Here is a 16641-nt window from a genome sequence, read left to right as displayed (position 1 = left end):
CGCTAGCCTTAACCTATCAGGCTAGCAAAAAAAACTTTGTTTGTTATCAGTATATTTTACTTAAAAGTTGTTGTACCCATAGCAAGTATTTTTTTGCTGCTTATTCTGCTATGGGTACCAGCGACTAAAAATGTGATATTAATTTGAGGAGGGAATTTCTACAGTATAATCTTCAACTTCACCATAGGTAAATCGGCCACAGGGACTTGGCGCATCTTTATAACGCATGACAACTCTCATACGCGTTTTTATATCAGACGACTTGTGAGGTATCATTTGGCTCCCAATCGTAATCACTCCTCGTTGTGTGCTTGTTGAACTCGTACCTGGGTCAAAAACCATTTCGCCACTATCTTCAAAGTCTCCATCTCGATTAAAATCAATCCATATTTTCCAATACTCTCCATAAGCACGCCCTGCAAAATCAGGCGTTAACGTAACATTATTTGCCCCTAGGATAAGCGGTATTGTTTTGCCTGTTTTTGCCTCGGTAAAATCACTATAATTTGATGCACCTGATGTATGACTGAATTGCTCAACTTGTATTTTTCCTATCCACTCATCACTGCTGTTAATACTTTCTGCTTGGCAATAATTAACATCAGGTCCATCCGTCACGGGTAAAAAAATGGCTGATAAAGCCCCCCAATGACCATCCGCATCCTGACTACGTACATAGAGCATATGCTTGCCTACAGGCAATTCACTGGTGTCCACTAATCCAGAAACGGCTTCTGTCTTCTCATCAAAACGACCATCTACTGCCTGTAACGAAATAGCTATTGCTCCTTTGTTCCACGGAGGAACATCAATATAGTACTCCGCAGCCATAATAGACTGTGTTGACTCACTTCCATTTCGCGTACTAAAACGCGTGTCAGTCACGCTAGCGGAAAGTGTAACAGGTACCCCTTGAGCAACGTCTTTTTTATTATTTAACGCGAGAGAGGTAACGTCAGGTCCAGAGGGAATCATATAGGGGGCACGTACAACTTTTGCTGCATAGATTAATGCAGCTAAGTTATCGGGTAAAATTTTATTTTCAAATGTTGAGCAAGATTGAAAAAATTGTGTACCAAGCTCAAAAGTATAGGCGGGTACTCCCAGCTCACCATAACTCACACCATCACTGGTACCATCAGTTGGATAAAGACCTATTGACTGTTGTGGCATATATCCATTAAAAAAAGCAAACTTTCTCCCAAGTGTTTGCAACTGCTTGCCATTGGGAGCCGCTTTATTTGTTGTGCCCCATGGCCAAAGCACCAGTTCGCTGTAGCTATGAATATCTAAATGTAAGCCCATTGTATCTAACGGCGCAGCATCATCGTCATCAGGACCACGCCGATCAGGGAACAAGTTACGCACATAATGTTCAATCGCTTTTATTTCGGGTTCAGATGCCGGTGCTGAACCTCGATAGGTTTCATTACACTGATTACCACTGGAACCACCACTCACCGTATTCCAGCTAAAACTGAAGTTTCTATTTAAATCTGCCCCCCGATTACTACTGGTTGCTCCGCAATAATTTTGATTGGTATTTTTGCGCCAATAATTTCCTGACTCTGCTTTTTTACGACCATCAGGATTCGTCATCAACATTAGATGAACTTCATGATTATCCAGTATCCAGGTAGCATCGGCATCTTCACCATACCCCTCCAGTAAATATCGAGCAAAGGCCAAACTTAAAGGAGCTGTTGTATATTCCCGAGCATGTATAGCACTATTAGCAAAAAGAATTGGTTTAGAGCCTGCGATATTTTTATTCGTTAATTTTAATACTTTAATATCATGCCCCCCTTTACCCGCCTCTTTTTCCCAAGAGTTACCTACATCTAACCACTCAGTTAGCGTAGGATAATTCTGGGTAAATGTAAGCGCTGCCTGAAATGTCTCTTCAACGGTTTGATAACAAGGGTAACCAGGAATACCCGACATTAAAGCGCGTCGTTCACCACGCTCAGACAGTATCGCTCTTTGTTTTATTTGCTGGCGTATCGCTTTTAGCTTACGATCTCTCGCTTTAACCCACTGTTCAGCTGTTTTGAAAGTAAACCCATAAACCTTTAGCTTGTCTTTATCCTCATCAGTCAATTCCATGATCATATAACCAGACTTATAGTCAGTTTCCAATAACTGTCCATGAAAACTAATCGCAGCTTGTCTGGCCAGCGACTTATTAGGGAAAAAAACTTTATAAATGGTTTCCTGATGGTCAATAACAACGTCATTATTATGGTTCAAAAATGACGGATCTTTAGCCTGACTCCCCTCTACTAATAACCATGAGAATGGCAACACACACCATATACTTTTGTTATTTGGTTTAAACATTTTATTCTTCCTTGAAAAATGCTAGTGGTCCTAAAAAACGATTCCCTAATTGTCAAAACTATTTCCCTAGAGACTGACTATAAAAGTCATAATCATGACATATCTACACATACGTCAACACATGATCAGAATAAACACTACAATTCACCTCAAACAACCTATGAATGCTCGTTTTAGGTTAGTCCGAAGGGTCATTCAAGTTGCATTTAGAATGTTAGTAAAGTGTGGTCAAACAATTCAAAATATTCAATATTTTAACTCTAGAGTGCAGGGCAATCGCCTATAACTTTACCTTTATAACAGCCATTTTCTTTCTAAAGCACTTTTGTCCAACGTCTGCACAACGCCCTTCGAACACGCCGTAAATCCTTCGCTGGAGGCCGCTGTTTGTCAAAATAGCTGCCGCCTCCTTGCGGCAAACAGTTTGATGTGCATCATCCAGCCTTTGTCTAGCACTGGCGTACCTCGAAATACCACAGCTGTTCATTTAATAATATTTGAGGTATAAGGGTTGCAGTGCTTGAATGGGGTTGTGAAACAGGTGCTGGCAGCACCGGCAATCTACAAGCGTTGTTTATAGATCAGTTTCTGGATTTAAATAAAAAGCAATACCATACTTCAAGCAGCATTCACTTATTTAGACATATATGCTCTACATAAAAGAAGTAAATAAGTCAATATTCAAGCCACTTATAACATCATTTTCAATATATATGATGTCTGCTAATACGTGGGCAAGTCCACCATTATTTTTAGCGGCATCACAAAATTTTCCCCCTTATAGCTTTTTAGACGATAATGGTAACTTATCAGGGATTGATATTGATATTGCCTATAAAATAATGAAATTATCAGGCATTCAACTCTCTATTGAACTAGAACCAAATTCAAGAATTGAGTACTTGATAAAAAATAAAAAACTGGATGGTGTTATCACTACCACGCCTTATATTACCGAAACGTTATCAAATACCATGTGGTTTTCGGAAACGCTTTACACCACCACACTCTCTCTTTTCATTAATCCAAAGAAAAAAGAAATATTCAGTCAACAACAGCCCTATCAAAAAGTTTGTCAGCGAGCAGGATTTTTGAGTGGTTCGATTTTAACCTCTCCAGAGTTTTCAACCACAAGTTTCATTGATGTCAGATCTGTGAATTATGTAAGCCAACTTGTTGATCTATTATCACGTGATAGAGTAGACTGCGTTATTGCTGAAGATATTGCTTTTATCTATCAAGCTAAAGAAATGCAAAAACAAAATCAAGTATTACTTATAAAAGAAATAACAAATAGAGATATATTTATTGGCTTACAAGAAAAAACAATAAAAAAACATCCCAAATTACCTAACAAAATAAACCAAACAATTAAAGAGCTACAAAAAAATCAGATCATAGATGATATCATAATAAAATATTTAAAATTACCTCTAAGAAAAGCCAATTAACTGCCATTCCATGGCTTTTATCATCCATACACTCATGACTAATAAAACACATTTAATACTTATTAATAAGCTTCACACTTTCATCCATATCAACTGAAGGAATAAAACCTATATAGTTAGCATTTCCTGCTACTAATTTTTTCACTTCACTACTGTTTTTTGCCTCTATCATCGGTGCCGCTTTGCCAGTAAAAACCAGTCTAGACCAATATGATAAAAATTTTCTGGGTGGTTTATCAATCACCTTAAAACAAAACTCATCGAAGACATCTGTAGAGTGATCAATTGTCACCAGCTTTGCTTGGCTTCCACTAGGAAAAGCAACTTTTTTACCTAAAAAAAGCTGTTTAACGTAGCCCGTGTCAATTGCGTCGCTAAACGAAGGATTCACAATCACTGAAATTTCTGCACTGGCGAGCACACTCTGAACACTGAATAATGCAGCCATGATTATTTTTTTCATCATTGCCCCCTTAAAATACGAAATTTGCAGAAATGGAATATAAAGGCGCATCAACCCTAAATACTCCATCTTCTACTTTATAGTCATAATAGTTATAATCAAATTTTATAGCTGCACTACGATGGAAGTCATACCGAACCCCAATAGTATATACTTCAAAATCTTCTTCAGTTGTCTCTATGACACCTTCTAGTGCATCTCTTGCTGGTCCTGCAGGCTCTTTATTTAAAATATTATACTGTGCGTCAGGATCGAAGCGCTCATAAGTAACATGCGGTGTAATATCTTCATAGGTATAACCAACTGAGACATAGTATGCTACAGGGTTAGTAAAAATACTGTCGTCCACATTAGATTTCGTTACTTCTGCTATAGCAAATAAATTATCATAATCCAACCGTAACGATACACTTGCAAAGTAAGCGCTATCATCGTTAATATCTGTAGCCTTCCCTGCTTCAGTAGTCAATGTAGGACCTGCGGCTGGGGCTGCCGGAGCACCAGGAGGACCTGGTTCAGGAGGTAATAATGCTAAGTGTGCAGGCGCAAAAGGGAAACTGGCTTCAGCCTCAAAATATGAAAATCTAAGTGAAAACCAGTCACCACTTAGATTCCATGATCCACCAAAAAGATGACTCAAATCGACATCACCAATGGAAACACTTTTATTAACTTTTCCATAAAATAAGTTAACTGTGGACGTTAAATTCCATAAATCACTAGTGTGAGTTAAATTCAAGCCATCAAGGTTTTTAAATAGTGGAGCATAAACACTGACTGGAGGGCGAACCCAGTGATAAGCATAACCCACATCAACGACATCACTGTACTGAAAAAAAGGTGTTCTAAAACGTCCACCTTTAACTGTCCAGGTGTTATTGATTATATAAGTTAAATACCCCCACTCAAACTCAGCATCCCAGTCATCAAATCCTCTTGCCACAACTTGAGCAGTAGCAGATAACCCCTCTTTTAAATCTGCTCTGACTTGCAGTCCAAACAAAGACTCAGGTTTAAAATCTATATCATCATCTCGATAATCTCGAAATGGCTTTTTATCATTAAATGTGCTAGCACCAGTTACTGTTCCAAAACCACCTATATCAACTCTGTCTATTGCAAATACATTACTTGAGCATAGCAATAGCGTACCATAGCTATAGCATAATAATTTCTTCATTTTTCACTCCAATGGACTTCTTCTAATTTACCCCAATAATAAAAAAATCACTCTTATAGTTTAAATTGATCAGTAACCTCCTTAACTTTTCGTGATATTTCTTGTAAAGTATGCGCTGTTTCATCAACCATATTTACAGTTTCTGCAGCCGACTCAGCATTGTGTTTAATACCAAAAATATTTTCTTTAATTGAAGAAGATACCTGTTGTTGAGCTTCTGTCGCACTTGCAATTGCTGCATTCATTTCAGCAATCAGCTCAACTTTTTCTGCAATGGTGTTTAATGAAGCCCCCGTTTTTGCTGCCATTTGTACACTTTCTGAAGCCTGCTCCTGGCTATCTACCATAGCATTCACCGCACGTTTTGAAGCCCCTTGTAATTCTTCGATAACAGACTGAATTTCCTTAGTAGACTCTTGCGTTTTCGATGCCAATGTTCTTACCTCGTCAGCAACAACCGCAAAACCTCTTCCTTGCTCTCCTGCTCTTGCCGCTTCTATGGCTGCATTTAAAGCAAGCAGGTTTGTTTGCTCTGCTATACCTTTAATAACATCTAAGATACTTCCCACATTGACCGTATAATTTTCGAGTTTTGTTATAACCTCCGAAGCCTGTTCTACATCATTTGCTAAAGAATTTATGGTATGCACCGTTGAATTAACTATTTCACTTCCACTTTTTGATTCTTCATTAGCAGAGTTTGTTTCTTCTGCTGCACTTAAGGCATTTTCAGCAATACTTTTTACATTAGTAAGCATATGGTCAATATCATTTGATATTTTATCTGTTGCCGTTTTTTGTTCATAAGCAATTTCAGATGTTTTTGAAGTCATTTGACTCAAATCGCCCGATAATGTAGCTAAAGGCTCGAATGATTTAACAATCTCTGAAATTGTTTTATGAAGCTTATTCATAAACACATTAAACCAGTAAATAAGCTCTCCAATTTCATCTTTAGTGTTCTGATCAATTCTTTTAGTTAAATCACCTTCACCTTCAGCGATATCTTTTAACGAGTCTCTCACTAATGAAATATTTCGAGTAACTAATACAATTACACTACCAGAAATTAATATAATTAGAAAAATTGATATACCCGCGGTTATTAGTGTTACAGTAAATACTTCTTGTGACGCTGTATTGGAAGCAGCAATAGTCTCTTCAAATGCTTTGAGTGCAGCTGAACCTATTAATGAAAACTCAGTTTGAGCATCCTTTAATAAATCTTGCATCCCTTTTACCTCAGAGGCAATATTAGCCATGTCAATTTTCCCTTCAACCATTCCACTGGAGACAAATGCAGCTTTTTTATAGTATGCATCAATTGCTTTTTTAGTTTTTTGAATCAAAATGGTTTTTTCAGGCCATACATTTTCTTGCATTTCCATATCAGCAAGAATCTGCTTATAGGTTTCTTCTGCTTTTTGTATAGGATCTTGTTCCCCGATTGAAACAGCTGTATTAAATAGTTCTTCTAGCCTGCTGAGTCTATACAAGTTAGTTTTAGAAGTTTGTACTAAAGGAAAATACACATTCTCAACTTCACCTAGTCTTTTTGTATTTTCCACATTTATTGAATAGATAACAAACAAAATCATTAAGAAAGAGATCACTGTTACTGCAGGAATAACAGTAATCTTTGTTCTGACTGACATTTTACTTACGATATTCATCGAATAGTCACTTCTCTATATTCGAAGTTAAAGCGCCAGTTAAAGTCCAGTCAATATATTTTTTGAATGTTATAAAAAATACTCATTGACTTTAATCTTACTGACGAGTAAAAGTATTATACTCAATAAATACTTTGCTAATTTTCCCATGACAGAAACCGTCAATTTGATACTAGCAATAGCAAAGTTGATTGCAAGATTTTCTGACACCCCTATAAAATTTACATATTCAATAATTGATACTTTCATTTTTTCTATTTAAGCTACTAACAAGCTATTTAAGTTACGATTGTACGCATAACCCCCTATAATAATCAAAGCTACTATCATTACAGTTAAAAAAGCAACGCTATTGGTTTACATCATTTTTTTATGAAGTATCATTTAATAACTTTTCTCCTTATTTTTTATCCATTATCCCTATGCAATGCAATGGAGTGCGTATTCATTAATCCAAGTCCTAAAGGTGAAGTTTTTTGGGATAAAGTAAGTAGTATCATGCTTGCAGCGGCAACAAATTTAGATGTCAAACTCACCATAAAATATGCTGATATTGATAATCGTAAATACTTAGTTTTAGCTCAAGAAATCGTGAATCAGCATAACTCTGTTGACTATATTTTATTTATCCATAAGAACATAACCATCACTCAAAAATTGTTAGATCTCTTTGAACAACATAAAAAGAAGTCAATTTTGTTTAACACTCAACTTTCCGAAAAAGAGTATCAAGTATTAGGTCCTCCCCAAACACGTTATAAATACTGGCTAGGTACCATTTCTCCTGACGATACTCAAGCAGGCTTTACACTTGCTAAAGAACTTATTGAACATAGTCAACGTTTACATCCACAAAAAAGTCAGTTGATCTTATTAGGATTAGGGGGAAATGAAACAAGTAACCCTGCTCTGCAGAGAAAAAAGGGGTTATTTGATGCAATCAACCATTATCCAAATGTTAAGCTCATTCGCTTCATTCCAAGTCAGTGGTTTTATGAAACGGCCTATGAACATACTAAATATATGCTGAAGCGGCATAAACGCGTGGATATTATTTGGGCTGCCAGTGATTTGATGGCAATGGCGGCATTACAAGCCGTTCAAGAAGCAGGACTAAAGCCTGGTTATGACACTATCATTGGTGGCATTGACTGGGTACCTGAAGCAATCCATAAAATTAAACAGCAACAATTATCGGTTTCTGTTGGAGGGCACTACCTTGAAGGGGCTTGGGTACTCATTAGTGCTTTTGATCACCACCATATGAATACGGCTATCGGTCAAAATTTAACCAAGATGTACCCGGTCACGCTAGATAACATCAAACTCATTAGCAATAAAATACTGAGTGGCGACTATTCTTCAGTTAACTTCACCCAGTTTAGCCGGTTTTTAACCGCTAATAATCCTCAGGATAAAAATAAAATAATCTTTACAACCACCCCATAACTCGTTATTTCAAAGTAAAATAAACGTATTATATCCTTCACCAATGAATGAGTAGTATGGTTATGGGTGTATTTATCCCCTTCACGAATCATTTTTAGGGTTTGTTGTCAGCATTCTTGAACACCAAGGATGGTGTGAATGCAGTTTATGCAGGAGCATTTAACTGCCACCCCAATCACTTATTAATATAAGCTCCTGGGGATTCATCACTTGACGGCCGCCCCTAAAAACCCTTCGTTATGGGTATATAAACCTAATTAAATATACAACGTTACACTTTCAAAAAGTGTGATGCAGACTATCGACATATCGATAAGATTTCTAATTACGTGAACAGCCGCCTACTTTCAAACCAGCAAACTAGGACTATTATCCAATATACTCTAATCTGACATTCAACCTAAATGTAATTACATCGTTAGATTATTTCTGGTGAAAATAAACTGGTTTAGTCGTTTTAGTAGAATATCGTTGACTGATATATCTTCATGAACAACGATACCGATGAGATGGACTTAACAGAAGGCTTATGGACTCTATAAAACACATTGCTCAAACCAAAATGATTCACTTTGTAGTTAATAACAGCGTAAGAATGCTACAAAATGACTTATCCTTACTATTGACGAAGTTACCTCCTGAAACAATTAAAGATGACGTCAAATTTAAACAAACTGTTTTAGCAGTCACGCAGTCAAGTATTAATAAACGTTTTTCAGGCATTGTACGTTTTATTGACAATTTCGATGAGTTATTTGAACAAGCAATGTTTTATCTACGTGATGAGTTATTGATAACAAAAAACAATTCTATAAAGCTTATTACATTAGAATCATCGCGCTTTAGCTGGGCCTTAAAAAGAGGCTTCCAAAAAGCGCTTATCACCCACTGATAAGAAAAAAATACATATTTATACCATAACCTTAATCAACATCAGTATGACTGCAGTTATACATAAGCATAATGTCCCATATCGAATCAACGATTTATTCACATAATCAATAATTTTATAAGCAATATAATTACCTAATAGAGTGGCAGGCAATAAAGGTAACGATAATAACAAGTGCTCATAAGTAAATATGCCCATAGGCACCAAAATCATCAACGACGTTATACAACTAAAAAGAAAAAAACCTGCTAGATTTGCTCTTATAAAACTTGCCTTTTGACCTTGAACCAATAGCGCAATAGGCGGTCCACCAATAGAAGTACTAATCCCCATAACCCCTGATGCAAAACCTGCCCAAAATAAATTACGGGCGTTTAAGGGTAATGAAAATTTGAATATATTCATTACCACTGAAAATAAAATTGATACAGCAATTAATATAGCCAAATAATGCTGATTGGCAACAAGCAACAACCCTCCCCCGACTATACATCCAGGAATACGACCTACAATAGCTGACTTCAAACCCGAAATGGATAAAGACGAACGAAATCGATACACATTAGCTAAACAATTAAATAATGCAGCAAAAATTATAGGGCCAGGCACATACTCTGGATTTAAGAAAAAGAGAATAGGCGCAGCAATGACAGCCATACCGAAACCGATCACAGTTTGTACAAATGAACCCAAACAAACTGTAAGCGCGGCAATAAATAACATACTCAAAGCATAATCATCACTCATACCCTAGCCTCTTAATGCAGTGCAAAACCAAACACTGTCAAAACAAAGTTGGTTAATACCAACAATCTTACTGACTCAAATCATAAATTTCAAAAAAAATACACTAAACGATATTATTCGTTTAATTATGAGAAGAAAACCGCACGATGATGGCGAGCTTTAAAGCCAGAAATAGCCAGCCATTATTAGCATATGCAAAGTCTGCTGATCAATTTTCACCCATTTTTTGGGGACTCCGTCGAAGCTTGCTTCCCAGGAAGCATTTGCAAACCCACATTTTGCTATACCTCAATTATTATTAAATGAACAGCTGTGGTATTTCGATGTACGCCAGTAGTAGACAAATAATGCTCATCGAACTGTTTGCCGCAAGGATACGGCAATCAAGCCTCTAGGGAAGGATTCACGGCGTGTTCAAAGGGCGTTATGCAGACGTTGGACAAAGGTACTTTAGAAAAAAATGGCTTTTATAAAGGTAAAATTATATGCGATTGCCCTGGTTAACCATTCGAGGAAAGATAGACAGATTATCAGGCAGGAAATTACATTAGCCTTATCCACATTTTTTACCAGTCCTGGATGAAGCTAATAGGCTGACATAAAGGGGTAGTTAATCTGCAGTATTATTTAAATACTTCTGCCGAATTGCCTCGTACTGCCCACGTTCTTTAACTTTTTCCAAGGCTTTTCTTAATGTATAAACCAAATCATCTGGCGTTAAAATACTAAGTGCCATATAGAGTTCTGAAGATAGTTCCTCTATATAAAAAGCACGCTCAAACTCAGCCAAATTGTAGCCTAATTTTTTCACTGAATAGCTAAAGGCTATTTCATCAAAGGGGGTTAGGTCTATACGACCATTAGCCAACATAATAAGATTTTGCACATCACTTTTTGATAAAATTAAATGGTCTCCGACTTCAAAACTATATTCTAATAAATAATCAAGCTTAACATCTTTTGGTACTCCACCTGTTAGATACTGTTTAGCTTGCTCAATTTTATTTATTTGAATATCTTTTCGTTTTTTTAGCTTCCAGAGATAAACACTATAGGGGGTAATGGTACCAATCCATTTAAAATGGTGTTCCCGTTCACGTGTGCGGGCAATAGAATAAATCAACACATTCGTTTCTTGTAATGCGCGCTTATAAGCCCGAGCCCATGGGTACATTCTGATTTCTGTTTTTATACCTGCCTCTTTTAGTACAAGCCTGACAACTTCTGTCGCCATACCCTGAACTTTTTTATTCTTATCTAAATATTGAAAGGGAGGAAACTCTTCAGTAACTACATCCAATGCATAACCATATGCTGTTGCATTCAATAATAATGTTACTGTAAATACCTTACAGAAGTTGCTATAAAAGCTCATGACCACACATAAATCCCCAACAAAACTTACTCTTCTTAACTAAATCAGTAACGAAAACGATGGATCACTATCATTGCCTTCAACCCTAGACTAGGATTAATCTACAACGTCTTGTTACAGTAAAGTAATGTGTAAGTGGTTTAAGGATAGTTGGATATCTTAAGTGCGTAAATATATACCCTTCACAAATCATTTTTAGGCTTTGTTGTCAGCGTTCTTGAACACCAAGGATGGTGTGAATGCAGTTTATGCAGGAGCATTTAACTGCCACCCCAGTCACTTATTAATATAAGCTCCTGGGGCTTCATCACTTGACGGCCGCTCCTAAAAACACTTCGTTATGGGGATAATCACTATAAAGCAAGCCTTTCATCAACTAATTTATGAGATAATGAAGCTTCATTAATGAAGCCAAAAATTACCCACTAATATTAGGACACCTCTAAAAATGCACTTTTTTTAGAGGCGCCCATTAGTCAAAATTTCACATAGAAAATAAGACACTTATTAGTCCTACAATAGGACAATTCTATTCCTCTAAATGTCTAAAATTTAACTATCTTCTCCAATACAATGGTACACGTCCATACTTTTAAGCCAGGAGATTAATGGTTTGACCGCCGCTGAGTCATTATTAATAGGTGTGCCACCAGTCATCTTTAACACAACCTCTTCATACTGGTCACTATCATCTGCAACACGTTCATAAACAGCACAGCCTGCAGGTGGGGCATCATAAATAACCTGCCCATCAAAACTATATTTACCTTTTATACCTTGATCCATTAATTTCTTGTATGTCACAAGCACAGCGAAATCTATATACCCAACACGTTTTACCTTTTTAAATTTTTTTTCTAACACAACTGACGAAACCAGGCGACCATCTTTGATATTATCTGCGGTCACAAACTCCCAATAATCCTCTGTAAAATAATGATAAACTTCACCACGTTCATCAATTACATAACCTTTCATCTTAAAAAACTCAGGTAACCAGCGATACATAGTGACTTGATAACAGTCAATTATTCTATTTCCCAGATCAATCTTACCAGGCTCTGCTTTCACGCCAACGGTTAAACCGATAGATATGAGTAAAAATAAAAAACGTCTTGCCTTTTTCACAAACAACTCCTTTTGTTATACTGGTGACCTACAAAATAGGTACCAGCCCTCAGCGTCATAAACAACACACAATTTGTGCTCTAATGAACAAATACACTGAAATAGCCTAGAATCCTAGCATTAAGTCCATATCCCATTCAGCTTAACTGCCACAAGTACAGCTATACTAACTTCATTCAAACGTACAATAGCTTGCAGTATTTAAGTAAAAATTATTATATTTTAAGAAAAAAATCGTAGATAGTCTTATATATTGACACAAAACAATATTCGTTAAAGTTACTTTTTTATTTTTTTTGCAAAGCATAGCAAGATAGAAATAAATTAAGCTTACCTTTATTATATTGCATTAACTCCAGCATCAATAGCCTTACTCGCCTTAAATGACTAATTAGTACTAATAAAGGGTGAATTGCCTACCCTCGTACAGTGGTATAAGGTATACCACTTGCAAAAGGTTACTTATTTGTATATTAATTTAATTCACTACTAAAAATAATAAAAAACTAATATAGGTTTATCATATTATGACGTTTAAATCAGCAATGATTGCTGCCCTAGCGCCTTTAACACTGTCAACTTCTCTCTTTTTTTCTCAAATAACAACGGCAGCAGAAGTTCCTCCAGGAACAAAATTGACCAAAGTCCAACACCTAACGCGTGGTATAGGCGCGGAACCTAGCTCCCTCGACCCTCATTTAGTCACTGGAACACCTGGGGCATTTGTGGTTCGCGACCTTTTTGAAGGACTTACGACCGAAGATCCAAATGGTAAAATTATCCCCGGTCAAGCAGAACGGTGGACAGTGAGCGATGATAAAAAAGTATATACATTCTACTTGCGTAAGAATCTTAAATGGTCTAACGGCGATCCTGTCACAGCACATGACTTCGTATTATCCTTTCGTCGCTCTGTAGATCCTGGTCTTGCGTCTCCCTACTCTTGGTATATTGAGTTGATTGGAATCAAAAATGCCAATGAGGCGTTGCGTGGTAAAGTCAAACCGGAAACAATCGGCGTCAAAGCACTTGATGATACAACCCTAGAAATTACATTAAACCAACCCACCCCCTACTTTATAAAAACATTAGCCCATTACACGACATACCCCGTGCACTCAGCAACGGTGAAGAAATATGGAAAAAAATGGACATTGCCACAGAACATTGTATCCAATGGCCCTTATAAATTAACCAAGTGGGTTGTTAATGAGCGAATAGAGTCTGAACGCAATCCATATTATTGGGATAATAAAAAAACGGTCATTGATCACGTTACTTACTATCCTATCGAGTCATCTAATACCGAGTTAGATCGTTATCGGGCTGGCGAATTGGATATCACCCATACGATTGCTGAAAACCACTACAAAAAACTAAAAAAGACCATACCTGATGAAGTAAAAACTCACGGCATTGTTGCTACATACTACTATTCAATCAACTTACTCAAAAAACCCTTTGATGATGTTCGGGTGCGTAAAGCGCTTTCACTCGCTATTGATCGGGATATTATCGCAAAGAAAGTTTTAGGGTTAGGTGAAATTCCTGCCTATAACTACATTCCACCTTATGTTGATGGCTATCAAGCCGTTGAATCACCTTTTGCCAACATGACACAAAAAGAGCGAATTCAACTAGCTCAAAAGTACCTAAAAGAAGCGGGAATTACAGAAAAAAATCCGTTAAAATTCCAAGTTTTGTACAACACATTAGAAGCGCACAAAAAGGTGGCTATTGCACTCTACTCCATGTGGCAGAAAAATTTAAAACACGTCAAAGTTGAAATATTGAATCAAGAGTGGAAGACCTTTCTCACCAACAAAGAGCAAGGTAACTTTGTCGTAGCAAGAGATGGTTGGAATGGTGACTATAATGAGGCATCAACCATGCTTAGTACATTGCTAAGCTACAGCAAACAAAACTATGGCCGCTGGAAAAATAAAACGTTTGACCAGCTATTTACAGAGGCAACTGTTGCTGAAAACCCCAGCTTATACTATCAAAAAGCAGAAAAGCTTATACAAGAGGAAATGCCAATTATTCCTTTATACTATTATGTCTCAAAGAATCTGGTAAAACCCTCAATTGGAGGATTCAGTAACCGTCATCCTTTAGATAATTTCTTATCTAAAGACCTTTACAAAGTCCAACTGTAATTCGAATCCTCTCTGAACTGGGGTATATATAAAAAAACGCAACCCTGCCTATAGTAGGTATGGGTTGCGCCAATCATCGGTTTTCTCGCTTAACTGCTCTCCTCCTAAGATTGTGTGCAAGGCATACAATCCATCATGTATACCATACACACACCACCTGAGGTGTTATAATTCAAGCAGTATATCGCGGGCCGGAGTATACGACAGATTTTGTGCTTCTGCTACACTCTTACAAGTAATTTTACCTTTGGCAACATTCAACCCATTCAATAAGTGCTCATCTTCCTCTAAAGCACGCTTTGTGCCTTTTTCAGCTAATGCCAGTACATAAGAAAATGTTGCATTATTTAATGCCAGTGTTGATGTTCGCGCGACGGCCCCTGGCATATTGGCCACACAATAATGCACCACATCATCCACAATAAAAGTAGGGTCCTGGTGAGTTGTTGCCACAGATGTTTCTGCACACCCTCCTTGATCGATAGCCACATCGACAATAGCAGAGCCAGGCTTCATTTGCTTGATATGCTCACGGGTAATCAATTTAGGTGCTGCCGCACCAGGGATCAGTACCCCACCAATCACTAAATCAGCGTCTAAAATATGATCTGCAATTGCTTGTGCTGTAGAGAATACCGTTTTAATACGGTTACCGTAATGCTGATCTAAACGGCGTAATACATCCACATTTTTGTCCAAAACGATCACATCAGCGCCAAGACCCACAGCCATTGCTATCGCATTCTGACCAACAACACCGCCTCCCAACACAACCACTTTGGCAGGTTCAACACCAGGTACACCACCTAACAATAGGCCTAGACCACCACAATACTTTTCAAGACAGTGGGCTCCAGCCTGAATTGACATACGTCCTGCCACTTCTGACATAGGGGCTAATAACGGTAGACGTCCCAAACTATCTGTAACCGTTTCATAAGCAATACAGGTAGCGCCAGATTCAATCAAGTCATTTGTTTGGGGAACATCAGGTGCTAAATGCAGATAGGTGAAGAGTGTTTGATCAGCTTTGAGCATCTTACGCTCAACAGCCTGTGGCTCCTTAACTTTAACAATCATCTCAGCCTGAGCAAAAACCGCTGCCGCATCAGCGACAATTGTAGCCCCGGCACGAGTGTAATCATCATCACTGAAGCCCACACCATCACCAGCCGTAGTTTCAACCAAAACCTGGTGATTCCTCTGGGTAAGCTCGCTTACAACAGCAGGTGTCAAGCCAACACGGTATTCATGGTTTTTGATTTCTTTAGGTACACCAATCAACATGGTCTACTGCCTCCCTTATACTTGGGTCATTAGTCCAGCATTAATAATTAAAGCTGCTTGTTGAATGATAAGTAGCTGAGTTTGTTACAGAAATTTTTCACAAGTTTAGCCCAAAATGTATAGTTATTCTTATCATTTTTTCAGAGTATGCAGTGATATTTACTATTATTTTAACAAAACACAAAAATATTCACCTGACCTATAATTCATCTACCTGGAGGATTTGACTATCTCAAATGGTTCCTCAATAAGGAGGATTGATCATACTACTCACGTTTTGCTACCTGATTTCACTAAAAAACAACTTAACGCTACTATTTTTAGTCCACAAATACGCCTGTAAGGTTGCCAGCACTTATAAGCAGATGGGAGAATATATTTACAGGTAGCCCTCCAGCGTAAAGATAGGCATTGGCTAATAGTCACCCATTCTACTTAGAGCCTTTTCTCTAAGTGGTCATTTTTATCCTAGGATTAAAAGCAATACGACTATTGTT

General features: G+C 37.4%; 12 protein-coding genes. 4 read left to right on the top strand and 8 right to left on the bottom strand.

The genetic code is table 11. The features are described 5' to 3' along the window. Window positions 1–138: 138 nt before the first annotated feature. Entirely contained in the window at window positions 139–2340 is a 2202-nt protein-coding gene (locus KCG35_RS08990; protein WP_215819358.1) for a M14 family zinc carboxypeptidase, read from the bottom strand. Window positions 2341–3053: 713 nt separating this feature from the next. Between KCG35_RS08990 and KCG35_RS08985 the strand changes: the two genes are divergently transcribed. Beyond that, on the top strand, window positions 3054–3791 hold the full coding sequence (locus tag KCG35_RS08985) for a substrate-binding periplasmic protein (protein ID WP_215819357.1): 738 nt from the start codon (window positions 3054–3056) through the stop codon (window positions 3789–3791). A gap of 52 nt (window positions 3792–3843) precedes the next feature. On the opposite strand, the gene KCG35_RS08980 is transcribed toward KCG35_RS08985, so the two are convergent. Genes KCG35_RS08980 through KCG35_RS08970 form a run of 3 tightly spaced genes read right to left on the bottom strand, consistent with a single transcriptional unit; the run spans window position 3844 to window position 7107 of the window. Continuing rightward, window positions 3844–4257: a phosphate ABC transporter substrate-binding protein gene (locus KCG35_RS08980; protein ID WP_215819356.1), complete on the bottom strand. Its 414-nt coding sequence runs from the start codon at window positions 4255–4257 to the stop codon at window positions 3844–3846. A 7-nt stretch (window positions 4258–4264) separates the two neighbouring features. Then, window positions 4265–5434 (bottom strand): porin, encoded by a 1170-nt coding sequence (locus tag KCG35_RS08975; protein WP_215819355.1) that lies wholly within the window; start codon window positions 5432–5434, stop codon window positions 4265–4267. 53 nt (window positions 5435–5487) lie between these two features. After that, a complete protein-coding gene (locus KCG35_RS08970; RefSeq protein ID WP_215819354.1) occupies window positions 5488–7107 on the bottom strand; it encodes a methyl-accepting chemotaxis protein in 1620 nt (539 codons plus the stop codon). A 432-nt stretch (window positions 7108–7539) separates the two neighbouring features. On the opposite strand from KCG35_RS08970, the gene KCG35_RS08965 reads away from it, so the two are divergent. Both KCG35_RS08965 and KCG35_RS08960 read left to right on the top strand, forming a co-directional pair. Continuing rightward, complete coding sequence (locus KCG35_RS08965; protein WP_215819353.1) at window positions 7540–8556, top strand: ABC transporter substrate-binding protein; 1017 nt, start codon at window positions 7540–7542, stop codon at window positions 8554–8556. A 529-nt stretch (window positions 8557–9085) separates the two neighbouring features. After that, the gene (locus KCG35_RS08960) at window positions 9086–9448 is read left to right on the top strand and encodes a hypothetical protein (protein ID WP_215819352.1); all 363 of its coding nucleotides are present in this window, start codon (window positions 9086–9088) and stop codon (window positions 9446–9448) included. A gap of 18 nt (window positions 9449–9466) precedes the next feature. On the opposite strand, the gene KCG35_RS08955 is transcribed toward KCG35_RS08960, so the two are convergent. From KCG35_RS08955 to KCG35_RS08945, 3 genes are all read right to left on the bottom strand, one after another. Continuing rightward, complete coding sequence (locus KCG35_RS08955) at window positions 9467–10195, bottom strand: sulfite exporter TauE/SafE family protein (RefSeq protein ID WP_215819351.1); 729 nt, start codon at window positions 10193–10195, stop codon at window positions 9467–9469. Window positions 10196–10805: 610 nt separating this feature from the next. Further along, window positions 10806–11570 (bottom strand): substrate-binding periplasmic protein, encoded by a 765-nt coding sequence (locus KCG35_RS08950; RefSeq protein ID WP_215819350.1) that lies wholly within the window; start codon window positions 11568–11570, stop codon window positions 10806–10808. 552 nt (window positions 11571–12122) lie between these two features. Beyond that, complete coding sequence (locus KCG35_RS08945) at window positions 12123–12698, bottom strand: hypothetical protein (protein ID WP_215819349.1); 576 nt, start codon at window positions 12696–12698, stop codon at window positions 12123–12125. 527 nt (window positions 12699–13225) lie between these two features. Between KCG35_RS08945 and KCG35_RS08940 the strand changes: the two genes are divergently transcribed. Further along, window positions 13226–14857 (top strand): peptide ABC transporter substrate-binding protein, encoded by a 1632-nt coding sequence (locus KCG35_RS08940; protein WP_215819348.1) that lies wholly within the window; start codon window positions 13226–13228, stop codon window positions 14855–14857. Between the two features lie 165 nt (window positions 14858–15022). On the opposite strand, the gene ald is transcribed toward KCG35_RS08940, so the two are convergent. Beyond that, a complete protein-coding gene (ald, locus tag KCG35_RS08935; protein WP_215819347.1) occupies window positions 15023–16144 on the bottom strand; it encodes an alanine dehydrogenase in 1122 nt (373 codons plus the stop codon). Window positions 16145–16641 lie beyond the last annotated feature (497 nt).

The sequence above is a fragment of the Zooshikella harenae genome, from assembly GCF_018837975.1.
GTDB classification, from domain to species: domain Bacteria; phylum Pseudomonadota; class Gammaproteobacteria; order Pseudomonadales; family Zooshikellaceae; genus Zooshikella; species Zooshikella harenae.
This window is presented reverse-complemented; position numbering and strand designations above follow the sequence as displayed.